Raw genomic sequence first — 21057 nt, 5'->3', positions numbered from 1 at the left:
CTGCCCGTTCACCGGTTGTCGTAGTCGGCGCGAGCCGCGGCTATGTCCGGCAGGTGCGTGATGCTCCACTCGAGCAGGGGCGCGGTGGCCTCGCGCAGGGTCCGGCCCATGGTGGTCAGTTCGTAGCTGACGTGCGGCGGCATGACGTTGAGGACGGTGCGCGTCAGGATTCCGTCGCGTTCGAGGTCGCGCAGCGTCACGGTGAGCATGCGCTGGCTGATGCCGTCGATGGACCGCTTCAGCTCGGTGAAGCGGCGCGGCCCGTCCTTGAGCATGCGCACGATCAGCAGCGCCCACTTGTCCCCGACGATCCCGAGGACTTCGCGGGCCTGGCACGGGTCCTGCACGGTTACCTCCAGAGAACCGGGGCATCGAAAAGTGCCTGATTGCCGGGTGTGCGTCGGGTGGATCACGATGTTCTCGGTTACCAAAGGGTACCGAGGCACTGGGAGGAACCGCTCGCACATGGTCACATTTCTGCTGGTACACGGCGCCTGGCACAACGGGCGGACCTGGGACCGCGTGGTTCCGCTGCTGGAGTCGGCCGGACACCGGGCGCTAGCGCCGTCGCTGACCGGGTACGGCGACAAGGCACACCTGCTGAGCCCGGAGATCGGGCTCGGCACCCACATCGACGACATCGTCGGCCTGATTGACGACGAGCGCCTCGACGACGTCGTGCTCGTCGGGCACAGCTACGCCGGGATGGTCATCTCGGGGGTCGCCCAGAGAGTCCCGAAGCGGATCGCACACCTGGTGTTCCTCGACGCGATGGTCCCCGAGGACGGCGAGTCCGCGGTCGACGTCCTTCCGGTCACCAAGCGGCTCATCGACGTCGCCGTGGACGGCTGGCGGGTTCCGCCCATGCCGGAGCAGCCGCCGCCGCTCGGTTTGTTCGGCGTCACCGATCCCGAGGACGTCGCCTGGTTGCGTTCGATGCTGTCGGACCACCCGGCGCGATGCCTTCAGGAGCCGGTCCGGCTGGACGACCCGACCGCCCGCGCCATCCCGCGCACGCACATCCACTGCGTCGGAGAGCGACCGGCGGGCATCACCCGGCGGCCCGTCCCGGCAGGCGAGCGGGTACACGAACTGCCGACCGGCCACGACTGCATGATCACCATGCCCGCCGAGCTCACCGCACTGTTGCTCGAGACGTCCCAGAGGCCGCGATGATCACCACGTGCACGCTCTCGAGAGTGCCGAGCCGTCCTGTTGCGTGCTCGAGGAAACGGCTCCCGTGCGGTCAGGCGGCGACGAGTACGGCCTTGCCGCGGCCCGGCTTGGTGCTCTGAGCCTTGCCCGCCTCAGCCAGTGGGTAGGTGGCTTCGACGGTGACCGCGAGCTGCTTGGTGTCGGCGAGGTCGGCGATGGTGGTCATGCCGAGCCGGTCCGCCTCCACGAGCGGACCGGCGGTGCGGATGCCGCGGCGCTCGGCCTCCTCGCCGGTGCCAGCCAGCGTTCGCGGCGCGAGGGTCACGAACACACCACCTGACCTGAGGGTGGCGAACGCGGGAAGCGGGTCGCTGCCGGTCGTGTCCAGAACCACGTCCAGGTCACGCACGTCGGCGGTGTAGTCGGACTTCGTGCGGTCGATGACCTCGTCGGCTCCCAGTGACCGGGCGAAGTCGGCGTTGGGGCCGGACACGACGGCGGTGACGTGGGCGCCGAGGTGCTTGGCGATCTGGACGGCGAGGTGGCCTACTCCGCCTGCGGCGCCGTTGATCAGGACGCGGGTTCCGGCGCCCACCTGGGCGGTCTCGGCGAGGGCCTGCCACGCGGTGAGGCCCGCCAGGGGCAGTGCGGCGGCTTCGACGTGGGTGAGGCGGTCGGGCTTGGGTACGAACAGCCTGGCGGGAGCGACGGCGTACTCCGCGTAGGCGCCGTGGCCCTGGGGGAAGGGCAGCATGCCGAAGACCTCGTCGCCGACGCGGTGGGTGGTGACGCCAAGGCCGACGGCGGCGACGGTGCCGGAGACGTCCCAGCCCAGCACGAACGGTGGCCGGCCGAGGAACATACCCGTCTGGCGGTTGGTCGCGTCGATCGGGTTCACCCCGGCCGCGTGCACCTTGATGAGGATCTGGCTCATGCCCGGTGCGGGGACGGGCGCCTGGGTGGAGTGGAGGACCTCGGGTCCGCCGAGCTGGTCCTGGCTGATGACGGTCATGGTGTCGCTCATCCATCCATGCTCTGACCTGCAACGATCGGCGGCAATGGCAGAAATGCCATCTTCCGATAGAATTCTGCCATGTCTCTGCATCGCGTCGCCGTTCTCGCGCTGGACGGGGTCTTCCCGTTCGAGCTCGGCATCCCGGCCAGGGTCTTCGGCGCGGCCGGAGACGCCTACGAGGTGCTGGTGTGCTCGGTGGACGGCGGGCCCGTCGAGACCAACGCCGGCTTCGCGGTGATGCCCGGTCACGGCCCCGAGGTCCTGGAGTCGGCTGACACGGTCGTCATCGCCCCAAGCCACCCGCAGCGCCTCGGGCCGCGGCTGGCCGACCCGGTCGCCGCCGCGCTGGAGCGCGTGCGGCCAGGTACGCGGATCGCGTCGATCTGCACCGGCGCGTTCGTGCTCGCGGCCGCCGGGCTGCTCGACCGCCGTCCGGCCACCACGCACTGGGAAGCGGCCGCGCAGTTCCGCGCGTGGTTCCCGCACATCAAGCTCGACGAGGACGTGCTGTTCGTCGACGACGGCGACGTGCTCACCTCGGCCGGCGCGTCCGCCGGGGTGGACTTGTGCCTGCACCTCATCCGCCTCGATCTCGGCACCGAGATCGCGAACCGCGCCGCGCGCCGGTGCGTCGCGCCACCGTTCCGCGACGGCGGCCAGGCGCAGTACGTCGAACGTCCGGTGCCCGAGGACGCCGCCTCGTCCACGGCCGCGGCACGGCAGTGGGCGCTGGAGAACATGGCCGCCACGCTGAGCGTGCCGCAGTTGGCCGAGCTGGTGCACATGAGCCCGCGGACGTTCGCCCGCCGGTTCCGCGACGAGACCGGCCTCCCGCCGCACCGGTGGATCACGCAGCAGCGTCTGCAGCGTGCCAGGCACCTGCTCGAATCCAGCACGCTGTCGGTCGACGAGATCGCCCTGGACGTCGGGTTCGCCACCGCGACTTCCTTGCGCCAGCACATGAACGCCGATCTAGGGGTGACGCCCCAGAGCTACCGGCGAACCTTTCGCAAGGAGCTCAAGCCAGCGGAGTGAGGCAGCGCGGACAGCTGTACTTGCGTGAAGAGAGTACGGTGGGCGGCGTTCATGTCATAGATCAGGGAGGCGTTCATGCCGTTGCGGTCCGACTGGTCGGGTGACGGCTGTCCGATCGCGCGGGGGCTGGACGTTCTCGGCGACCCGTGGGTGTTGTTGATCCTGCGTGAGGCAGTGGCCGGCGCGGAGCGTTACGACGAGTTCAAGGTGCGGCTGGAGGCCGCGGACAACATCGTCAGCTCGCGGTTGCGCGCCATGACCGAGGCCGGCCTGCTGCGCAAAGAGCCCTACACCGAGGGCGCCAGGCCGCGACACAGGTACCTGCTGACCCGGAGCGGCGCGGACACGTTGCCGATCCTGCACGCCCTTGCCCGCTGGGCCGAGCAGCACACGCCCTCCGACGCGCCAAGGCTGCGACTGGGAGTCCTCTGCCGGGGATGCGGTGCGCGAACGTCCCTTTCGGACTCGTGCGATCAGTGCGGCGTCGAACTGAGCGCCGAGAACGTCACCTGGATCAGGCCTGGCTCGTGGGAAGGGCTGCGGGTCGACCTGACGGGGGCTCGTTAGCCGATTCGACAGGAGCGCGGTCACGGAGGAAGAACCCAGTGACAGCGGCGATTCCGGCCACCACCGCGATGAAGATCCACACAGGACGGAACTCCTCAGGACGTTGCCCCGCGCCGCCCAGGGCGACCAAGACGGCCACTCCCAGAGCGGCACCGACCTGGCGTGCGGTGTTGAGCACTCCGGCGGCGGTGGAATACACCGAGCTGGACAGGTTCGCGGTACCGCCGGCCAGGAACGCGGTCTGCACGATCCCCGCCGCCGTGCCGGTCATGATCGACCCCGGCATGAAGCCGATGAAGAAGTTCGCGCCGCCGTCCAGCATCACCAGCCACCAGCACGCCGCGGCGGCGAACAGCGCGCCGCCCAGCACAGCGGAGAACCGCGCTTCGACCCGCAACCGTCCGAAGAGGCTCGAACTGAGCACGGCGGCCGCCGGCCCCGCGCACATCCCCACTCCGGCGCGCACGGTGTCCCAGTGCCACACCTGGGTCAGGTACAGCGGGCCGCTGAGCAGCATCGCGCCGAAACCGGCGTAGAAGCACAGCATGCCGATCGTCGACACCGAGAACGAGGTCACGCGAAACAGCTGGAGATCAAGCGCAGGGGCGGGAACCCTTGTGCAGCGCCACACGAAGACGACGAGCAGCAGCACGCCCGCGACGGTCGCACCCCGGGAAGCCCAACCCTCGTAAGAAATTCCGGTGACCAACGCCCCGACCCCGATCGCGAGAATCACACTGCCCCAGAGGTCCGGCAACCGGGCGTCACTGCCGGGGGAGTCAACGAGGTCGCGGCTGAACACCAGCGCGAGCAGCGCGACCGGCACGTTGATGAGAAAGATCCACCGCCAGTCGACCTGCACGAGCAGTCCGCCCAACGCGGGACCGAGCGCCGCCGCCGCGGAACCAGTCGCCGTCCAGAGACCGACCATCCGCCGGTGCCGGTCCGGCGGCGTCGAACTCAGCAGCAATCCGAGACTCGTCGGCACGAGCAAAGCCGCGCCGATTCCCTGCAGGGTTCGAGCGGCGATGAGCACCTCGAGCGCCGGCGCGGCCGCGCACAACGCGCTGGACACGGCGAACAGCAGCAGGCCTGAGCGAAACGCCCGCCGCGCGCCGAAGTGGTCGGCCAGCCTGCCTGACGGCACGAGCAGGGCGGCGAACGCGATGCCGTAACCGTTGATCACCCAGGACATGCCCTGGTCGGTGGCGGTCGCGAAGGCCTGGTGGATCGAGCCGAACGCGAGGTTCACCACGAACAGGTCCAGCGACGACAGCACGCTGGCTGCGATCACCGCGAGCAGAGCGCGCCGGGGTCGTCGAGGCTCGATCACGCCTAACTCCTTTGAAGAGAGTTTGATTGGCGCACGGTAGCCGTGGGTGAGGTCCAGGTGCAACCCGTTCGGGGGCCGAGACGGCAGCGGCTCTGGGAGGTCGCGGGCCTCGGTGTGTGCCGAGGTTGATGAGCACGACTGCGTCGGCGGGCAGGGTGTGGCCGTCGTTGTCGATGACGTTGGTGGTGGTCTCGTGTCTGGCGGCGATGAGCAGCCATTACAACCGCGTCGGTTCCTTGCCAACGGCCTGTAGCGCCCGTACGGAGCCGCAAGGTCAGGGCAAGCGTGCCGCGACCTTGCGGCCACCCGTGTGCCACACCGTGGTCAGGCGGCCTCCAGGACGAAGAACATGAAGCTCAGGAACGCCCCGGAGGGGAACCTCGCCATCTCGTCGGGAAAGAGTTCGCGGGCTTCCGGCGCCGCCGGCGGCTCGCTGATGACGGCGGTGCGGAAGCCTGCTGCGGTGAAGGCATCGGTCATCGCGTGCAGCGGCCGGTGCCAGTAGGTGAGCACGGCCTTCTGGCCGTTGAAGTCGTACTCGTCGGACCACTTGGTGGTCGCGAAGTAGTCAGTCTCGCGATGCACCATCTTGAAGAGGATGGGGTGGTTGACGACCACGATCAGCCGGCCACCGGGCTTCAGCACCCGCCGCAGCTCAGCCAGAGGCGCGGTCCAGTCCTCCAGGTAGTGCAGCACCAAAGCGGCGACGGCGTCGTCGAACGCGCCGTCGGGGTACGGCAGCGGGCCCGTTATGTCGGCGACCCGCAGGTCGACGTCGTCGCCGAGCCGCTGCCGGGCCAGCTCCACCATCTTGGCGCTGCGGTCGAAGCCGCTCACGACGGCTCCCCGATCACGTAGCGCCACGGACACAGGACCAGCACCGCAGCCGGCGTCGAGAATCCGCCGACCGGCCACGTCGCCGGCCAGGTCCACGATCGCGGGCCGGACGTAGTAGGCGTTGAGGAGGCTGCCTTCGTTCTCGGCCGTGTACGCCTCGGCGAAGCCGTCGTAGTCGTTCTCCACGGCCACATCGGCGATGACGGCGGAGTTCTCGGGAATGGCAGGCATGTTTCCCATACTGCCCAGTGACAAATCAGGGCGCCAGGAGATCATCTCCCTCGCCGATCGCCCGCTTCCGCTGCGGCCGTCGCAGCTCACCTCCCGACCCGCCGAAGGGTGCCCAAGGCTGCGGAAACGTCATGAGGCGGACATCAAGGCAGGTCGCTGATGTGCTGACCTCGCAACAGATTTCCGGCACCGACTCGGAGAATCGCCATTGTGAGTGCGGGGCTGATGCGACCCGCGCCGAGGCCGAGTTCGACGAGGTCGTCGAACGCGCGTCGGCCGTCGCGGGCCGCGGCGGTCGCGAGATCGACGAGTGCGGGGGAGCGGGTCACTTGGGTGAGTGCGTCGGTGTGTCGCAGGTGCCTGCCGAGCCGGTTGCGCAACGATCGCCGGTATTGATCGGCCGGGTTCGAAGTCAACGCGGCCGTATCGGCAAGGAAGCCGGACCTGCCGACGAGTGATCAGCGACGGGACGGTCGGGGCGAGCCGCAGCATGGCCTCCACGATGTTGCGGGAGACGTCCGCGTCGTCGGCCTCGCACAGCCTCAGGAACCGGGCCGCGTCGGGTTGTCCACGCTGAGCACGATCTCCGCGTGCGGTTCCCCGATGATGTTGAGGTCCGCCTCGGTCAGGGCGCTGGTGAATGCCACGACGTCGTCGCGGCCCTCACGGATGCTGTGTCGACCCGCCCGCCATCGTGCGGCAGTCGGTCGAACCAGGCACCGCCGTCGGCCTGGCCACCGTGACGGCGATCCACGAGGCCGGTCTGGACTGCATCGTCTTCGTGGTGCCGATCCTGCCGCTGCTGACGGACTCGCCCGCTTAGCTGTGGGAGGCGGTTCAGGCGGTCGCGTCGGCCGGCGCGACGAGCGTCCTCTACACCCGCTTTACCTGGCAAGCGGCGCGAAGGACGTCTTCCTGACCTGGCTGCGCGAGAGCCTGCCCGAACTCGTCGACCGGGTATGCGGACGTTTTCTCAGTCCGGCGGCTCCTGGTCCGGCGAGGTTTCCTCGGGAGTTTCGTCGTCCAGTTCAGGCTCCGGGGTGTCGAGGTCGTCCAGGCTGGGCGTGCCTGGAGCGTGCGGTGCTTCGGGGTTGATGGGGTCGGTCATGGCCTTCGGCTACCCGGTGAGTGCGGTGGTACACCGGGATCAGCCGGCGGTGAGTTTCTCTGCGACGGCGGTCTCCAATGCGGACAGCGCGGTGTGCAGGCTGTTGACGTCGGCGACGTTCTGACGCGTGACCAGCTCGACCGCGCTGGTGCCGGCGCCGCGTGGGCTCGCCGTCAGCAGGCCTCGCACCTCACCGTTCTCGCGCCACGTCACGGTGTGCGACTCGGCGTTCAGCACGCAGTCGTAAGCCCGCAGTGGGTGCGGGAGCCAGGCCGCGGCCTGGGTGGGGTCGGCTGCGGTGTTCAGCACGATGTCGGCATCGGCCTGCATCGTCTGCATTCCCTGGATCTCGTCGGCTGCCACCGCTTCACCCCTTGGTCAGGCTGGTGGGCAGCGCCGCCGCGACCTCGGACGAGGAGGAGTATCGGCGGTGGGGCAGGTGGTGGAGGCGCCTTCGGATGTCGGTGCTGAGGCCGCGGATCTCGATGCAGGTCACGACGCTCACCTTGTCGGCTGGATAGGTCAGCTCGTCCAGCAGTTGCCGCAACTCCCGTTCCGCATCCTCCGTCGTGGGTTCCATGTCAGCCGTGTACCCGGCGATGAACTGCGGAAACGTATTCTCGCGGGGCTTGGTCGGTGGCGCTCCGGGTGAATTCGCGGCTGGGCGTGGGTATCCCTGGTCGTGGCCGAGCACCGGGACATCGCGCGCCGCCTGATCGAGGAGTCGGGCCGCACATGCGCCGAGGAGGCGGGCATTCGGCTTGCCGACAAACCCTCGCCGCTGTACCGGCTGCTCGTGCTGAGTGTGTTGCTCTCGGCTCGGATCAGGTCGGACATCGCGGTGGCGGTGGCTCGTGAGCTCGCGAGCGCGGGCCTGCGCACGGCGCGCCGCACGGTCGAATCGATGTGGCAGCAACGGGTCGACGCTCTGGACCGGGCCCACTACGTGCGGTATGACGAGAGCACCGTGACCGCGCTCGGAGAGGGCGCCTGGTGGCTGCTCGACGACTACGGCGGCGACCTGCGGAGGCTGCGCGCACACGCTCAGGGCGTTGGCGAGCTGAAGGAACTGCTGCGGCGCAGGAGTTGTGGCCGGAACTGCGACCTCAGCTGGACGGCAAGACGCTTGAAGGTGCGCGCAGGGCCGGTTCGCGGCAGCGTTGATCCGGCAGGGAACCGGTTGAGGCGCGGGAGAGGACTCGATCGTGCGCAGACCCGCCAGTGCCGTCTCCACGCTCACCGCCGTGGGGTTGAGCGTGCCGCTCGTGATCGGCCTGATCGGCGTGGTGCTGGGCTGGGTACCTTGGTACATCTCGCTCTGGTGTGCCGCGCTGGCCGTTACCATCGGCCTGAACCTCTGGGCGGGACGCGGCGGCGGTGAATGACCGCCGGTGGTGTTTCGGGCACTGGGCCGGGGTGCCGCGACCCGGCCTTCCGCACGTGAGAAGTGCTGTCGCGCGTGTTCACCGGCCGCGGTGGCCGGGGAGCGGTGCCTGTCTGATGTGAGATGACGGCGTGGACCGGTTCACTGCCGGTCACTCGGCTGTTCGAGCAGCGCGGCGACCTCGCCGGGGTGAGCGGCCGCGCTCGTGCTCCTGGCGCCGTTGCTCCACCCGAGGTCCTCGCGCCAGCGCAGCACCGGACCGCGTCCGGTCACGAGCTGGCCGCTCATCGGTCGTGTCGGGGTGAGCTCCAGAGCGACCTGGGCGACGTCGATGCCTTCGCGGGCGAGGGCATCGACGACGCTGTCGAAGTACTGGGTGATCGAGACGGGTGTGAGTCTGTCGCGGGTGTGGTGCACCGCGCGCCTCCTTTGGGGCCGTGTGAACCCACACATTCCGTCGCACGGAGCAGTCGAGCACAGAGCAGAAGGTCCTGTCGTGGCAGGGACCGCCAGACGACCAGGAGCGGGCGTGGGGCGAACGACGCCGGCAGCCAGTTCGTCGTCCCGACAGGAGCGGCGGTGCAGCCAGGCACGGTACCGACCAGCACGGCCGTCAGCGCCACGGCGATCAGAGGTACGTAGGTGCCGCTCTCCTCGCGGAGGAGCGCGGTCAGGAGGACGGACGTCAGGATCGCGGGCGGTGCCGGCACCTGCGGGCGCCCAGCGACGTCCTCAGGACGCTCAGGGTGATGTCCGAGGCACCGAAACCCGGCACGAGCAGGACGCCCTGCACCTTGACCTCCGCCGGACCTGAACCGCGCCACACCGGGGTCGCGATCAGGCTGAGCCCGAGCGCGGCGGTTCCGGCGTGTTCGCGGGCCAACGCCTACAAGGGGTTCACCAGAGCGGGTCCATTCCGCCGTCGCCGCCCTTGCCCGTGGGTTCCGACTCGTCAGGCCCCCTGTGCGGGCCGCCGGGGTTCTCGTCGGCCACCGTCGGGCGGGTGTGCTCCTCGCCGAAGTCGGCATCGTTCAGTTCGGCTTCGGCTGTGACGGCATCAGGTTCAGGGGCGCGGTGGCTCATCGCCTGCCCCTTGCGGTGTGGCGGCGATTGACCACCAGGCCGAGACCGATCATGGCCACACCCAGGAACAGGTGCAGCCAGTTGTCCGCGACGTTGAGCGGCACGAAGTTGGCCTCGCTGCCGTGGTCGATGACCAGACCGTAGAGGAACAACAACAGGTAGACCACGCCTCCGCCGACGAGGTACCAGTACGCGCCGTTGACCGTGCGGGACATGACGAACCCCACGAAGCCAAACGCCAGATGCACGATGTTGTGCAGAACCGACACGGTGAAGAGGCCCAGCAGCATGGCGTGGGACTCGTGGCCGGCGAGCTCCAGTGCGTCGTAGTCGGTGGTGAGGCCGGGAACGAACCCGGCGATGCCGACCAGAGCGAACACCGCGCTCACCACGAGCGCGGTCTTCTGGATAGGTGTGCGCAGCGTTGTCTCGGTCCGGGACATGACGACTCCAATCGAGGTCAGGACATCAAGGGGTCACGGGGCTGGTCGATGTCGCCACGCCAGGCACCGTCTCCTGGCCACCGCGACCCTGGTGCGATCGGTGTCGATCCGCTGGAACGTCACGACTCCGGCGTGGTTCGGGCCGGACTTCGAACACCACGAGATCGGGGCGTTCTGCACCAGATCGTTGCGGCACGGACTGCAGAACGCGACGGAGAGCAGTAAGCCGAGCCTGCTCACGGCGTTCAGCCGGCTGGGTGCAGGAGCACCTTGGTCCAGCCGTCGTCGCGGTTGTCGAAGTGCGCGTAGCCCTCGGCCGCCTGATCCAGCGGCAGCTCGTGCGACACGATGAACGACGGCGTGGCGCGCTCGGCGACGATCAGGTCGCGCAGCTGCCGGTTGTAGCGCTTCACCGGAGCCTGCCCGGTACCCATCCGCTGGCCCTTCATGAAGAACGAGCCGTAGTCCCACCCGATGCGGCCCTCCTTTGCCCCCTCGGTGGCGGCGCCGGGGTCCTGCGGCACGTAGACGCCGACCACGCCGATACCGCCTGCGGTACGCACGCACTGCACGAGGTTGTCCAGCACCAGTTCTGGCTGTTCATCGCCCTGGTGATCATGGGCCTGATATCCGACCGCCTCGACACCGCAGTCCGCCCCACGTCCCTTGGTCGCTTCCAGGACCTGGTCGACGGGACTGCCCTTCGCGAAGTCGACGGGGATGGCGCCGAACCGTTCGGCCAGCCGCAGCCGGTCGGGCTGCTGGTCGACGACGAAGACGCGGGCGGCGCCGCGCAGCAGGGCGCTGTGGGCGGCCATGAGGCCGACCGGGCCGCCTCCGAACACCACGACGTCGTCACCGGGTTCCTGCCCGGCGAGGACGGTGCCGTGCCAGCCGGTGGGGAAGACGTCCGAGAGCATGGTGAAGTCGTTTTCGAACTCCGTGCCGCCCGGCAGCTTCAGCAGGTTGAAGTCGGCGTACGGCACGCGCAGGTACTCGGCCTGTCCGCCGGAGTACGGTCCCATGTTCGCGTAGCCGTACGCGGCGCCGTCGACGCCTTCGGTGGGGTTGGTGCGCAGGCAGAACGACGTCCAGCCCTGCGTGCAGTTGCGGCACGTGCCGCACGCGATGTTGAACGGCACCGAGACGCGGTCGCCGACGTTGACGCGGGAGACGCCGGAGCCGACCTCCTCGACGACGCCCATGTTCTCGTGACCCAGCACGGTGCCGGCCTCGACGTCGGTGCGGCCCTCGTACATGTGCAGGTCCGAGCCGCAGATGTTCGTGGTGGTGATGCGGATGACCGCGTCGGTGGGTTCCTCGATCCGGGCGTCCGCCACGTCCTGCACGGCGACGTCTTCCGGACCGCGGTACACAACTGCCTTCATGTTCTTGCCTCTCGTTCGTCGGTCAGCTCAGGAAATCCAGCAGGACGCGGTTCCACTCGTCGGCGTGGCTGACGTTGACGCCGTGCGGTCCGCCGGCGACGACGTGCACCTGGCTGCCTGCCACCGCGGCGTGCGTGCGGGCTCCAGAGCCCTCGAACGGCACGGTGGCGTCGCTGTCGCCGTGCAGCACCAGCGAGGGCACGGTGATCTTGGTCAGGTCGTCGCGGAAGTCGGTCGAGCCGAAGCTCGCCATGCACGCCAGCGCGGCCTTCTTGTCGGCCTGGTCGCACAACGCCCGTGCTTCCTGCCACTGCTGCTGGGTGACGCGCAGTTCGCCGTCGGCGGAGAAGAAGTCGGTGACGAACTGGTCGTAGAAACCGTCCTGGTCCTTGGTCAGCGAGGCGGCCATCTCGGCGGCCTGCGACTGGGTGAGCGGACCCTCCGGGTTGTCGTCGGAGTGCAGCAGGTACGGCGGCACGGCGGAGGCGAAGACGATGCTCCGCACGCGCTCAGGTCCGTAGTTCGCGACGTACCGGGCCACCTCGCCGCCGCCCATCGAGAAGCCGACCAGCGTGACGTCCCGAAGGTCCATTTCGGACAGCAGGACGGACAGGTCCTCAGCGAGGGTGTCGTAGGAGTAACCGCTGAGCGGCTTGTCGCTGCGTCCGAAACCACGGCGGTCGTAGGTCACCACTCGGTGCCCAGCGGCAGCGAGCACTGGCACCTGGTACTTCCACGACTCGCCGGACAACGGCCATCCGTGAATGAGCACGATCGGACGGCCAGGGCCGCCCGTGTCGTCCACGTGCAGATCGGTGTTCTTGAACAGACCGTGGTGCGCCGTGACCTCGGGCATGTCACTCTCCAATGCGATTGCTCGTGGCCCACGGCTACCCAGCGCTTTTCCGGGTACACAGGTGTATTCGGGCATTGACGGGGTAGTGGTCAGCCGGGAGTCAGTCCGACCTGTCGGTGACCGAGTGCGAGGCGCCCACCGGCTTGGACTCGGGCGGACCGCGTTGGCGAGCAACGTTCGCTGCTTGCTGATCACCGTGTGTGCAGGGTTTGGGTTCGATCTTGTGTCGCAAAGTAGTTGGAAATAGATGTTTTAAATTTATTTGTGGCGTTGAGCTGCGTGAACAAAAGTTTCCATGTTTTTGTGCAATCCACCCGATCGTGGGAATCCGAATGTCTGGATGTACGGGTGCTGATTCGGTGAGAGGGGGTGATTGCATGAAGTTGACATGCCCTACGGCGCTGCGGCGGTCTCTCGGGGTGGCTGGATTCCTGATCGGGTTCGGCCTGCTCTCCGCGGGAGTCGCGAGCGCTGACGATGGTGACCAGCCCGGGTTGCTGGGTGGGGTCGCTGATCTCGTCGCGCCGGTGACCGACGTGGTCGCGCCGGTGACGCGGGACGTCACGGCGGTGGCCGATCCGGTGGTGAAGCCGGTGCTCGAGGCTGCCGCGCCGGTGGCCGAACCGGTGCTGGCACCGCTGGCTCCGGTCGTGGACACCACGACGCAGGTGTTGAGTCCCGTGTTGGAGCCTCTCCAGCCGGTGACCTCGCCGCTGCTCACCCCGGTGGTGAACACGGTTCAGGACGTGCCGGTGCTGCCTCGGGCGGCACAACCGTTGGTGGCTCAGCCTTCCGCTCCGGTGGAGGTGCCGCCGGTGGTCGTGGTCCCGGAGACGCCACCGGTGCCACAGGCGTCGCAGACGTCGGACGCGGTTCAGACCGTGATGCCGCAGGACGTCCGCGTGGTGGCTGAAAGGCCGCAGCAGCAACAGATCTCCGCACCTGACGCGGTGCCTCCGATCGAGGCGCCGTCCCCGCCATCCCCTGACGTGCCGCTCGCTTTGCCCGGCACGACGGGATCGGCGTCGTCGACTGGATCGACGGGTCTCGCGCTCGCGGATCTCCCGGCAACACAGGGAGTCCGGCCGGGCGGCGAATCGCTCGTGGTGGTCACCGACCACCAGGTCCACGGGTCGTGGTGCGACTACTACGGCCGAAGTCATCCCAGTTGAGCAGTCCCGACAACCAAGCCGGCCAGATCACCAAGCTTGAATTGACGGGATGGTTCAACAATGCACAGCTATGTGCGACGCGGTCTGATGGCCGCAGCGTTCTCGGGAGGTTTCCTCCTGTTCGGAACGGCGATGGCAAGCGCTGACACGGGTGGCAACGGTCTCCTGGGCGACGTGGGCAACGCCGTGCACTCGGTCGTGAACGGTGGCAACGGCGGCAACTCGGGCAACGGCGGCAACGCCTCCAGCTCGAACAACGCCCAGTCCGGAAACTCGGGCAACTCCGGGAACTCCGGTTCCACCGGCGGCAACAGCGCCTACGGGCTTTGTGTGCTGGCGGAATGCCACACGAACGTGAGCTCGGGCGACTCCGGGAACACGGGTGCGACCGGCTCCACCGGTGACGCCTCCAACCACAGCAACACCGTGGGCGGGAAGTCCGGCGCGGCGGGCAACGGTGGCGACGCCACCGCAGCAGGTCGTTCGGGCAACTCGGAGGCGAACGCCGGCAACGGCGGCAACTCGGGCAACGGCGGCAACGCCACGAGCTCGAACACCGCGCAGTCCGGCAACTCCGGTAACTCGGGCAACTCGGGTGACACCGGCCGCAACAGCGCCACGAACCTGTGCGTGCTGGCCGAGTGCCACACCAACGTCAGCTCGGGCGACTCCGGTGACACCGGTGCGACCGGCTCGACGGGTGACGCCTCCAACCACAGCAACACCGTGGGTGGGAACTCCGGTTCCACCGGCGACGGCGGCGACGCGGCGGTCCTGACCAAGGACCAGAAGTGGGGCCACCACAGCAAGTCCGGCTCCACCGAGGCGACCGCGGGCAACGGCGGCAACTCGGGCAACGGCGGCAACGCCACCAGCTCGAACTCCGCCACGACCGGCAACTCGGGCAACTCCGGGAACTCGGGCGACACCGGCGGCAACAAGGCGATCGTGCGTTCGATCGGTTCGGAGCAGGGCCACGGCTGGAACCAGGACCGCTGGGACAGCGACAAGTCCTGGACGACCGTGACTTCGGGCGACTCCGGCGACACGGGTGCCACCGGTTCGACCGGTGACGCGTGGAACGACAGCTGGACGCGCGGCGGCAACTCCGGCCCGGCCGGGGACGGCGGCGACGCCTGGGCAGTGACCGAGCAGGGCAAGAAGTCCTGGAACCACCACGACAAGTGGAGCAAGAACAACGGCTCCACCGAGGCGACCGCGGGTAACGGCGGCAACTCGGGCAACGGCGGCAACGCCACCAGCTCGAACTTCGCCACGACCGGCAACTCGGGCAACTCCGGGAACTCCGGCGACACCGGCGGCAACTCGGCCGTGGTGAAGACCGAGAACAAGAAGTGGAACGACCAGCGCGGCGACAACCGCCACGGCTGGAAGCACCACAACGGCTGGAAGCACCACAACGGCTGGAAGCACGACAGCTGGAAGAACCACGGCACCAAGTCCTGGACCGAGGTCACCTCGGGCAACTCCGGTGACACCGGCGCCACGGGCTCGACCGGCGATGCCTCCAACCACAGCAACACGGTCGGTGGCCACTCCGGTCCGGCAGGCGACGGCGGCGACGCCGCGTCCTGGACCCACGGCAAGAAGCACTCCGTGAAGGCGTGACCATCAGGTGATCAGAAGGCGGGGCCGGCACCAGCCGGCCCCGCCTTTCGCTGTGCCGGAACCGACCTGCGGGAGCCCAGGTTTCGTTTTCTGGACAGGCCGTCAGGTGTTGTTCGCGGGGTGAGCTGTGCGGGCCGCGTGAGCGGCGTACAGATGGAAGTCCACGGCCCTGCCATCGAGCCGCCTGCGGCAACGGAAGGGGCAACGTGACCATCGGCAGCACCGCCCCGGAGACTTTCTTCGGCCACATGACGTCCAGACCCGGTCCCACGCGTCGGCCGGGGGTGCTGGCGGTGTGCGGGGACATCGACATCGCCAACTGCGGGCCGTTCGCCCAGGCCGTGTCCGAGGCACTGGTTCGGGGAGTCCGCACGATCGACGTGGGCGAGCTGACGTTCTTCGGAGCCGCTGCCGCTCGGGCGCTCCAGAACGCGTTGCAGGCGATCCAGCACAGCGGCGAGGTCGTCACGCTGGACAGGGTGTCGTCCACCGTGAGGCTGGTGCTCGACGTGTGTGGTGTGGCCGATGACCCGAAGGTCCGCATCGTCGAGAAGGACGGACAACCTCAGCGGCGCAGGGATTGGCTCGGCGAGTACCCGTAGGCCTCGCGGTAGGTGATCGCGAACCGGCCCGCGTGGGCGAAGCCCCAGCGGATCGCGATCGAGGTCACCGTGTCGCCGCGCGCCGGATCGGCGCGCAGGAGGTCCTCATGTGCACGGGCGAGCCGGACGTGCCGCAGGTACTGCAGCGGTGTTCTCTCGTGGTGGCGGGCGAAGGCGTACTGCAACGCCCGTGGCGTGACGTGGCACGCGTGGGCGATGTCGGCCAGCCCGATGTCGGTGTGCGCGTGAGCGTGGATGAACTCCTCCGCCTTGCGCAGCGTCCTCGGCGTGGCCCCGGTTTCCAGCGTCGCGGAGTCAAGAGATCTGGTGGGGAACACCGACAACGCGGTGGCCGCCAGCAGGCGGCCGGCGCTACCGATGATCAACGGGCTGGACGCGGCCTCGTCGTCGTTCAGGACACTGTGGACGAACGCGGCCGCGCGCTTCCACTGCCGGACAGCGGTTGCGGAGAGCGGTTCCAGCGAGTCGAACCGCAGCGGCGCTGGAACCTCGCCGGGCATGGTGCTGGCCACCTCGGTCAGCATCGCGGCAGGCACGGTCATGATGTGCACGCGCAGGTCACGGCACGCGACGAGGTAGTCGCCGCGAGGGAAGCTGCCCAGGCAGACGTCGCCTTCCCGGTAGCGCTCGGTGTTCTTGCCGAGCTCGGCCTGGGTCGTGCCGGAGACGAGCGTGGTGATGGACAGGTCGTCGGTGCCGTCCAGCGACAACGTCAGATCCGGCGGCATGGTGAAGTCGACGAAGCTGATGCCACCGGCGCTGATCTGCGACAGCGAGAGCGGCGAGGTCTTGTCCACCGCGGCGGCCTTGCCGGAGCGGGCCGTGTACATCTGACCGATGAACGCGTGGGCCTCGTCTGGATCGGTCGTGCTGAAAGTCGAACGGTTCGGCGTGGACACCCGCATCGCCCCCTGCCCGCCGACTCGGTCGGGAAGAACGTCGCGGGCCGCTACTCGACCCGAGGTGGACTGTCGACGGTAGCCCTCCAGCCCGCGGAACGGCACCGCTGCCCGCAAAGCGAAGCCGATCGCGTTTGGGCGGCGCGGTGGCGGGCACTCGAGTGAGATTGACCAGCCGAGACGGACTCGTGGAGGTCGCGCGAGGCGGAAGAAGGCCCATGAAGATCGCGATGATGTCCACGAACAAAGCACCTGAGGGAGAAGACCGCCAGGTCACGGGGCTGTCATCGGCGTTGAGGGCCCTGGGGCACGAGGTGGGGACCGTGCGGTGCGCGACCTCGTCGACTGGTGAAGCAGCAGAGGCGTTGCGGGCTCAGTGGGACCGTGAACAGCCGGACCTCGTGCACGCGCATTCCTGGCGTTCGGGGCTCGTGGCCGTGCTTGCCGCGCAACCCCTCGGGCTTCCCGTCGTGCAGTCGTTCGGCGGCTTCGACCGCGATCCCGCCGGTCTCGCCCGGCTGGTCGGACGTGAAGTGGCGTTGGTGGTGGCGTCCTGCGAGCACGAGGTTCTCGAACTCGCGGCCGCTGGAGTCCCGAGGCCGCGGATCGTGACGGCTCCTCGTGGTGTCGACACCAGCCTGTTCACGAGCACCGGCGAGGTCTCGCGTCGTTCGGACCGGCTCCGGATCGTGACGGTGGCGGGGCCGTCGCCCGACGACGGCGTCGCCGATCTCGTCGCGGCGCTGCCGTGGCTGAAGGCCGTGGAGTTGGTGGTCATCGGGGCGTCGGCGCCAGGTCAGGCGGACCGGTTGAAGGCGTGGGCGCGCAAGCTCGAGGTCGAGGACCGCACCCGCGTGCTGGGCCCGGTGCCCAGGCAGGACCTGCCCGCGTTGCTGCGCTCCGCTGATCTGGCGGCGTTCGTGCCGCGGCGGGCCTGTTCGGACGACGGGCCGCTGGAGGCGATGGCCTGCGGTGTGCCGGTGCTCGCGACCGAGGTCGGCGGACTGTCCGACCTCGTGGTCGACGGCGTGACCGGGGCGCTCGTCCCACCCGGCGAGCTCAAGCAGCTGATCCGGCGGCTCCGGGTGGTGCTGGACGACGCCACCTTCCGGCTGGCGTGCGGGTTCGCGGCGGCGGACCGGATCAACGCGCGGCACAAGTGGCCCGGCGTGGGCCAGACCGTGGCACGGCTGTACTCGCGAGTGCTGGAACTCCAACCTGCCCCGACTGGCTGATGGCCGACGGCGGCGAGCTGGACCGGCAGGTCGGTGCGGCGGAGGTCGTGCGGCGGATGTTCGACCTGATGCCGCTCATGGTGGTCGTGCTCGCCGGTCCGGAACATCGGATCGTCGCGGCCACCGGCGCCTACCGGGCGTGGACGGGTCGTCAGACGCTCATCGGCATGACCCTGCGCGAGGCCTTCGCCGAGGGCCGGCTCACCTGGGAGATGGCCGACCGGGTCTACGCCACCGGACAGGCCGAGTCGTTGCGGGGCTTGCACACCGGGTTCGACCGGCCGGACGTGGAGGAGGAGCGGGAGTTCTTCGTCGACTGGAATCTCAGTCCGACCCGTGGCCCGGGAGGTGAGATCGACGGCGTGTTCATCGACGCCGTCGACGTGACCGACCGCGTGCACGAGCGCCGGACCGAGCACCGGCGCGCGGCCACGGCGGAACGGCAGTACGCCGAGGCGTTGGACGTCATCGACCTGCTGCACCGGCAGATGTTGCCGTCGAGCGTGCCGCTGCTGCCTGGTGTGCACGTCGCCGCGAGCTATCTGCCCGCTCTGGCCGACAGCGGTACCGGCGGCGACTGGTTCGACGCCTTCCCGTTGCTGGGCGGGAGGCTCGGGTTGGTCGTGGGTGACGTCGCGGCCGCCGGCCCGACCGGGCAGCTGAGCGTCGTGCTCTCCGAACGGCTGGCCGCCACCGGGGACGTCCGCATCGCCGTCCGGGCCGCCGACGTGGTGGCGCGCCGAAGCTCTGCCGCACGTGCCGCGACGGTGTGCGTCGCGGTGCTCGATCCCGGTACCGGCGTTGTCGAGTACGCCGTGGCCGGCCATCCACCACCGCTGGTGATACCCGCGGCCGGCGAGCCTCGTTTTCTCGTCGGCCGCGGAGGCCGGCCCCTCGGTGTCGGCGACTTCGTGCTGGAACCGTTGGTGGGAAACGAGATTCTCGCCGGAGGTGACCTGCTGCTGCTCTACACCGACGGCATCCTGGAACGGCCGGGGCGGTCGATGCCGGAGAGCACCGTGGAGTTCTCGGCGGCCGCCACCGACGCCATGGCGGATCGCGGCGCTCACCTGCCGGCCGCCGACCGGGTGTGCGACCTGACCATCGAGACGCTCACCAGGTTCACCGGTCACCGCGACGACATCACGTTGCTCGCCGCCCAGCTGGTGCCGCACCCGCCCGAGTTCCACCGAGCCTTTCCGGCGGTGGTGGAGTCGGTGTCGCTGGTGCGGGAGGAGGTTGCGGACTGGTTGACCGGACTGCACCTGGACCCGCTGGGCGCGGACGCGCTGCTGCACGGCGTCGTGGAGCTCGCCACCAACGCGGCCGAGCACGCCTACCTCGACTCACCCGGCAACGACCTCTTCGTCGTGCACGGCGAACTGCTCGCCGACGCTCACGTCCGGATCGAGGTGAGCGACGAAGGTCGTTGGCGCACACCGAATGCGTCCACGGACCGCGGTCTTGGGTTGCAGATCACGGCGGAGATGGTCGACGGACTTCGCGTCGAGCACGACGGCGGCGGCACTCGATCCGTGCTGCGTCACCGGGCGAGCAGGCCGACGCGCCTGCACACCGCGGAGGACCTGCGGTTCGGATTCCCGTTGGCCACGAGAGTTCCTGTGCGAGCCATGGAACTGGAAAGCCGCCCAGGTTCGCCGAACCCGTGCCTCAGCGTGGCCGGCCCGATGGACGCCACCACAGCGGATCAGTTCAAACGGGCGGTGCACTCCGCGGGTTTCACCGGTACCCGGTCGCTCACCATCGACCTCACCGGCGTCACGCACCTGGCCAGCGCCGGAGTCGCCCTGCTGCACGCCCTGACCGCCCGGCACCGCGACAACGGCAGCGAGCTCACGCTCTTCGCACCCGTCGGCACCCCGGCCGACATGATCATGACTCTGGTCGGCCTCGGCCACCACACCTCGGACCTGGATCGGTGACGCAGTGGACCTCGACCCCCGCACGGTGGCCTCGGCCCTGACCGAGCAGGCATTGGTCCTCCGGCCACTCGCCCTGGACAACGCCGCGATGCCCGCTCTCGACGACGCGACCGCCGGCGCGCCACCACCCGCACTGGTCGTGCTGGATCTGCGCCGGGTCGAGCACCTGCCAGCCGCCGAGGTCCGCAACCTCGACGTGTTCGCGCGCGCACGGGCCGAACGCGGCGTTCGTTGCGTGCTCCTCGTGGCGGAAGGCGGCGCGGTGGCTCGCGTGCTGGACATCGCGGGCTCCACCGTCCCGAGGTTCGCCGACCTCGAATCCGCGTTGCTGGGCAACGAGGACGCTCCCGAACAGGGTGTCGACTCGCTCATCCCGCAGTTCGAGGAGCTGACCCGGATGCTGCTCTCGGCCACCACAGTGGCGGACGCGTTGCATCAGGTCGTGACCGCCACCAAACACGTCGTGCCCGCGGCCGAGGTGGTGAGCGTAACCCTGCGCGAACCGGGCGGCAGGTTCACCACCCCCGTCCAGACCGACCCAATCGCCACCGCGCTGGACGAGGTTCAGTACCGCACGGGCCGCGGACCGTGCGTTGACGCCGCGCTGCCGGACGGCCCCGGTTACGTGATCGGCGGGGACCTCCGCACCGACCAGCGATGGCCCGAGTTCGCCGCCACCTGCGTCTCGCACGGACTCGCGGGCGTGCTGGCCACCGAGCTCCTGGCCGCCGGAGACCACGCCGTCGGCGGGGCGCTGAACATCTTCACCCGCGGCCCAGCGAACATCAGTGACACCGACCGCCATGCCGCCCTGCTGCTGGGCACCCACGCGTCGCTGGCCCTCGCCCACTTGAACAGCACCGAGATCGCCTTCGTGCACACCACCCAGCTGCGCCAGGCGATCGACTCGCGTGACGTGATCGGTCAGGCCAAGGGCATCCTGATGAACCGCCAGGGCATCGACGCCGACGAGGCTTTCGCCTTGCTGCGCAGGACTTCTCAGGACCTCAACGTCAAGCTGGTCGAGGTCGCCACGACGATCGTCAGCCGCCACCGCGAGCTGGAGCGGCGTTCACCCGCCGACGAGTGACGCGGTCACGACCCCGGCCTGAGTCCGAGCC

The 21057-nt window shown here is 69.1% G+C and carries 27 protein-coding genes; 12 read left to right on the top strand and 15 right to left on the bottom strand.

Annotated features, from left to right (window positions below; genetic code table 11):
* Positions 1-8: 8 nt before the first annotated feature.
* Positions 9-347, bottom strand: a complete 339-nt coding sequence (locus tag ACFWNN_RS02240) for a winged helix-turn-helix transcriptional regulator (protein WP_382437992.1) — start codon at positions 345-347, stop codon at positions 9-11.
* A gap of 118 nt (positions 348-465) precedes the next feature.
* On the opposite strand from ACFWNN_RS02240, the gene ACFWNN_RS02235 reads away from it, so the two are divergent.
* Positions 466-1176: an alpha/beta fold hydrolase gene (locus tag ACFWNN_RS02235; RefSeq protein ID WP_382437991.1), complete on the top strand. Its 711-nt coding sequence runs from the start codon at positions 466-468 to the stop codon at positions 1174-1176.
* 70 nt (positions 1177-1246) lie between these two features.
* Here the strand turns inward: ACFWNN_RS02235 and ACFWNN_RS02230 are convergent, their stop codons facing one another.
* A complete protein-coding gene (locus ACFWNN_RS02230; RefSeq protein WP_382437990.1) occupies positions 1247-2179 on the bottom strand; it encodes an NADP-dependent oxidoreductase in 933 nt (310 codons plus the stop codon).
* A 69-nt stretch (positions 2180-2248) separates the two neighbouring features.
* Between ACFWNN_RS02230 and ACFWNN_RS02225 the strand changes: the two genes are divergently transcribed.
* The gene (locus tag ACFWNN_RS02225; protein WP_382437989.1) at positions 2249-3205 is read left to right on the top strand and encodes a GlxA family transcriptional regulator; all 957 of its coding nucleotides are present in this window, start codon (positions 2249-2251) and stop codon (positions 3203-3205) included.
* Between the two features lie 75 nt (positions 3206-3280).
* Positions 3281-3772 carry a winged helix-turn-helix transcriptional regulator gene (locus ACFWNN_RS02220; RefSeq protein WP_382437988.1) on the top strand — a complete coding sequence of 164 codons (492 nt, stop codon included), beginning with the start codon at positions 3281-3283 and terminating at the stop codon, positions 3770-3772.
* Here the strand turns inward: ACFWNN_RS02220 and ACFWNN_RS02215 are convergent.
* Positions 3720-5105: an MFS transporter gene (locus ACFWNN_RS02215; protein WP_382437987.1), complete on the bottom strand. Its 1386-nt coding sequence runs from the start codon at positions 5103-5105 to the stop codon at positions 3720-3722. The two genes, ACFWNN_RS02220 and ACFWNN_RS02215, sit on opposite strands and share 53 nt — an antisense overlap.
* A gap of 324 nt (positions 5106-5429) precedes the next feature.
* On the bottom strand, positions 5430-6173 hold the full coding sequence (locus ACFWNN_RS02210; protein WP_382437986.1) for a class I SAM-dependent methyltransferase: 744 nt from the start codon (positions 6171-6173) through the stop codon (positions 5430-5432).
* A gap of 161 nt (positions 6174-6334) precedes the next feature.
* Here ACFWNN_RS02210 and ACFWNN_RS02205 point away from each other — a divergent pair, with 161 nt between their 5' ends.
* Both ACFWNN_RS02205 and ACFWNN_RS02200 read left to right on the top strand, forming a co-directional pair.
* Positions 6335-6631, top strand: a complete 297-nt coding sequence (locus ACFWNN_RS02205) for a hypothetical protein (RefSeq protein ID WP_382437985.1) — start codon at positions 6335-6337, stop codon at positions 6629-6631.
* 182 nt (positions 6632-6813) lie between these two features.
* Positions 6814-6996: a hypothetical protein gene (locus ACFWNN_RS02200; RefSeq protein WP_382437984.1), complete on the top strand. Its 183-nt coding sequence runs from the start codon at positions 6814-6816 to the stop codon at positions 6994-6996.
* Between the two features lie 150 nt (positions 6997-7146).
* On the opposite strand, the gene ACFWNN_RS02195 is transcribed toward ACFWNN_RS02200, so the two are convergent.
* Genes ACFWNN_RS02195 through ACFWNN_RS02185 form a run of 3 tightly spaced genes read right to left on the bottom strand, consistent with a single transcriptional unit; the run spans position 7147 to position 7861 of the window.
* The gene (locus ACFWNN_RS02195; RefSeq protein WP_382437983.1) at positions 7147-7281 is read right to left on the bottom strand and encodes a hypothetical protein; all 135 of its coding nucleotides are present in this window, start codon (positions 7279-7281) and stop codon (positions 7147-7149) included.
* 39 nt (positions 7282-7320) lie between these two features.
* Positions 7321-7644, bottom strand: a complete 324-nt coding sequence (locus ACFWNN_RS02190) for a hypothetical protein (protein WP_382437982.1) — start codon at positions 7642-7644, stop codon at positions 7321-7323.
* 4 nt (positions 7645-7648) lie between these two features.
* The gene (locus tag ACFWNN_RS02185) at positions 7649-7861 is read right to left on the bottom strand and encodes a hypothetical protein (protein WP_382437981.1); all 213 of its coding nucleotides are present in this window, start codon (positions 7859-7861) and stop codon (positions 7649-7651) included.
* Positions 7862-8486: 625 nt separating this feature from the next.
* Here ACFWNN_RS02185 and ACFWNN_RS02180 point away from each other — a divergent pair.
* Positions 8487-8666 (top strand): hypothetical protein, encoded by a 180-nt coding sequence (locus ACFWNN_RS02180; RefSeq protein ID WP_382437980.1) that lies wholly within the window; start codon positions 8487-8489, stop codon positions 8664-8666.
* Between the two features lie 140 nt (positions 8667-8806).
* Here the strand turns inward: ACFWNN_RS02180 and ACFWNN_RS02175 are convergent, their stop codons facing one another.
* From ACFWNN_RS02175 to ACFWNN_RS02145, 7 genes are all read right to left on the bottom strand, one after another.
* Positions 8807-9082 carry a hypothetical protein gene (locus tag ACFWNN_RS02175; RefSeq protein ID WP_382437979.1) on the bottom strand — a complete coding sequence of 92 codons (276 nt, stop codon included), beginning with the start codon at positions 9080-9082 and terminating at the stop codon, positions 8807-8809.
* Between the two features lie 268 nt (positions 9083-9350).
* Positions 9351-9548, bottom strand: a complete 198-nt coding sequence (locus ACFWNN_RS02170) for a hypothetical protein (RefSeq protein WP_382437978.1) — start codon at positions 9546-9548, stop codon at positions 9351-9353.
* Positions 9549-9562: 14 nt separating this feature from the next.
* Positions 9563-9748, bottom strand: coding sequence for a hypothetical protein (locus ACFWNN_RS02165; protein WP_382437977.1), 186 nt, complete (start codon positions 9746-9748; stop codon positions 9563-9565).
* Positions 9745-10191 carry a DUF4383 domain-containing protein gene (locus ACFWNN_RS02160; RefSeq protein ID WP_382437976.1) on the bottom strand — a complete coding sequence of 149 codons (447 nt, stop codon included), beginning with the start codon at positions 10189-10191 and terminating at the stop codon, positions 9745-9747. Before ACFWNN_RS02160 ends, ACFWNN_RS02165 begins: the two co-directional genes overlap by 4 nt.
* Positions 10192-10224: 33 nt before the next feature.
* Positions 10225-10431 carry a hypothetical protein gene (locus ACFWNN_RS02155; RefSeq protein WP_382437975.1) on the bottom strand — a complete coding sequence of 69 codons (207 nt, stop codon included), beginning with the start codon at positions 10429-10431 and terminating at the stop codon, positions 10225-10227.
* A 5-nt stretch (positions 10432-10436) separates the two neighbouring features.
* Positions 10437-11579 carry a glutathione-independent formaldehyde dehydrogenase gene (locus ACFWNN_RS02150; protein WP_382437974.1) on the bottom strand — a complete coding sequence of 381 codons (1143 nt, stop codon included), beginning with the start codon at positions 11577-11579 and terminating at the stop codon, positions 10437-10439.
* Positions 11580-11601: 22 nt separating this feature from the next.
* Entirely contained in the window at positions 11602-12435 is an 834-nt protein-coding gene (locus ACFWNN_RS02145) for an alpha/beta fold hydrolase (RefSeq protein WP_382437973.1), read from the bottom strand.
* Positions 12436-12812: 377 nt separating this feature from the next.
* On the opposite strand from ACFWNN_RS02145, the gene ACFWNN_RS02140 reads away from it, so the two are divergent.
* The 3 genes from ACFWNN_RS02140 (at position 12813) to ACFWNN_RS02130 (ending at position 15838) form a co-directional block, all read left to right on the top strand.
* Positions 12813-13607 (top strand): hypothetical protein, encoded by a 795-nt coding sequence (locus ACFWNN_RS02140; RefSeq protein WP_382437972.1) that lies wholly within the window; start codon positions 12813-12815, stop codon positions 13605-13607.
* Positions 13608-13739: 132 nt separating this feature from the next.
* The gene (locus ACFWNN_RS02135) at positions 13740-15236 is read left to right on the top strand and encodes a hypothetical protein (RefSeq protein ID WP_382437971.1); all 1497 of its coding nucleotides are present in this window, start codon (positions 13740-13742) and stop codon (positions 15234-15236) included.
* Positions 15237-15442: 206 nt separating this feature from the next.
* A complete protein-coding gene (locus ACFWNN_RS02130) occupies positions 15443-15838 on the top strand; it encodes an STAS domain-containing protein (protein WP_382437970.1) in 396 nt (131 codons plus the stop codon).
* On the opposite strand, the gene ACFWNN_RS02125 is transcribed toward ACFWNN_RS02130, so the two are convergent.
* A complete protein-coding gene (locus ACFWNN_RS02125) occupies positions 15802-16764 on the bottom strand; it encodes a helix-turn-helix transcriptional regulator (RefSeq protein ID WP_382437969.1) in 963 nt (320 codons plus the stop codon). The two genes, ACFWNN_RS02130 and ACFWNN_RS02125, sit on opposite strands and share 37 nt — an antisense overlap.
* A 212-nt stretch (positions 16765-16976) precedes the next feature.
* Here ACFWNN_RS02125 and ACFWNN_RS02120 point away from each other — a divergent pair, with 212 nt between their 5' ends.
* Genes ACFWNN_RS02120 through ACFWNN_RS02110 form a run of 3 tightly spaced genes read left to right on the top strand, consistent with a single transcriptional unit; the run spans position 16977 to position 21026 of the window.
* Positions 16977-17993, top strand: coding sequence for a glycosyltransferase family 4 protein (locus ACFWNN_RS02120; protein WP_382437968.1), 1017 nt, complete (start codon positions 16977-16979; stop codon positions 17991-17993).
* On the top strand, positions 17993-19936 hold the full coding sequence (locus ACFWNN_RS02115; protein WP_382437967.1) for a SpoIIE family protein phosphatase: 1944 nt from the start codon (positions 17993-17995) through the stop codon (positions 19934-19936). The genes ACFWNN_RS02120 and ACFWNN_RS02115 overlap by 1 nt, the downstream gene beginning before the upstream one ends.
* A 4-nt stretch (positions 19937-19940) precedes the next feature.
* On the top strand, positions 19941-21026 hold the full coding sequence (locus tag ACFWNN_RS02110; protein ID WP_382437966.1) for an ANTAR domain-containing protein: 1086 nt from the start codon (positions 19941-19943) through the stop codon (positions 21024-21026).
* Positions 21027-21057: the final 31 nt, after the last annotated feature.

It is taken from the genome of Lentzea sp. NPDC058450 (assembly GCF_042721395.1).
Taxonomy (GTDB): Bacteria; Actinomycetota; Actinomycetes; order Mycobacteriales; family Pseudonocardiaceae; genus Lentzea.
The sequence above is the reverse complement of the archived record's forward strand: the minus strand, read 5'-3'. Positions and strand labels throughout refer to the sequence as shown.

Coding starts and splice junctions, on each gene's coding strand:
- ACFWNN_RS02210 (WP_382437986.1), bottom strand. CDS start 6,173: ATGCCTGCCATTCCCGAGAACTCCGCCGTCATCGCCGATGTGGCCGTG.
- ACFWNN_RS02200 (WP_382437984.1), top strand. CDS start 6,814: ATGCCACGACGTCGTCGCGGCCCTCACGGATGCTGTGTCGACCCGCCC.
- ACFWNN_RS02165 (WP_382437977.1), bottom strand. CDS start 9,748: ATGAGCCACCGCGCCCCTGAACCTGATGCCGTCACAGCCGAAGCCGAA.
- ACFWNN_RS02160 (WP_382437976.1), bottom strand. CDS start 10,191: ATGTCCCGGACCGAGACAACGCTGCGCACACCTATCCAGAAGACCGCG.
- ACFWNN_RS02135 (WP_382437971.1), top strand. CDS start 13,740: ATGGCAAGCGCTGACACGGGTGGCAACGGTCTCCTGGGCGACGTGGGC.
- ACFWNN_RS02115 (WP_382437967.1), top strand. CDS start 17,993: ATGGCCGACGGCGGCGAGCTGGACCGGCAGGTCGGTGCGGCGGAGGTC.
- ACFWNN_RS02225 (WP_382437989.1), top strand. CDS start 2,249: ATGTCTCTGCATCGCGTCGCCGTTCTCGCGCTGGACGGGGTCTTCCCG.
- ACFWNN_RS02140 (WP_382437972.1), top strand. CDS start 12,813: ATGAAGTTGACATGCCCTACGGCGCTGCGGCGGTCTCTCGGGGTGGCT.
- ACFWNN_RS02120 (WP_382437968.1), top strand. CDS start 16,977: ATGAAGATCGCGATGATGTCCACGAACAAAGCACCTGAGGGAGAAGAC.
- ACFWNN_RS02125 (WP_382437969.1), bottom strand. CDS start 16,764: ATGCGGGTGTCCACGCCGAACCGTTCGACTTTCAGCACGACCGATCCA.
- ACFWNN_RS02230 (WP_382437990.1), bottom strand. CDS start 2,179: ATGAGCGACACCATGACCGTCATCAGCCAGGACCAGCTCGGCGGACCC.
- ACFWNN_RS02145 (WP_382437973.1), bottom strand. CDS start 12,435: ATGCCCGAGGTCACGGCGCACCACGGTCTGTTCAAGAACACCGATCTG.
- ACFWNN_RS02150 (WP_382437974.1), bottom strand. CDS start 11,579: ATGAAGGCAGTTGTGTACCGCGGTCCGGAAGACGTCGCCGTGCAGGAC.
- ACFWNN_RS02235 (WP_382437991.1), top strand. CDS start 466: ATGGTCACATTTCTGCTGGTACACGGCGCCTGGCACAACGGGCGGACC.
- ACFWNN_RS02195 (WP_382437983.1), bottom strand. CDS start 7,281: ATGACCGACCCCATCAACCCCGAAGCACCGCACGCTCCAGGCACGCCC.
- ACFWNN_RS02220 (WP_382437988.1), top strand. CDS start 3,281: ATGCCGTTGCGGTCCGACTGGTCGGGTGACGGCTGTCCGATCGCGCGG.
- ACFWNN_RS02185 (WP_382437981.1), bottom strand. CDS start 7,861: ATGGAACCCACGACGGAGGATGCGGAACGGGAGTTGCGGCAACTGCTG.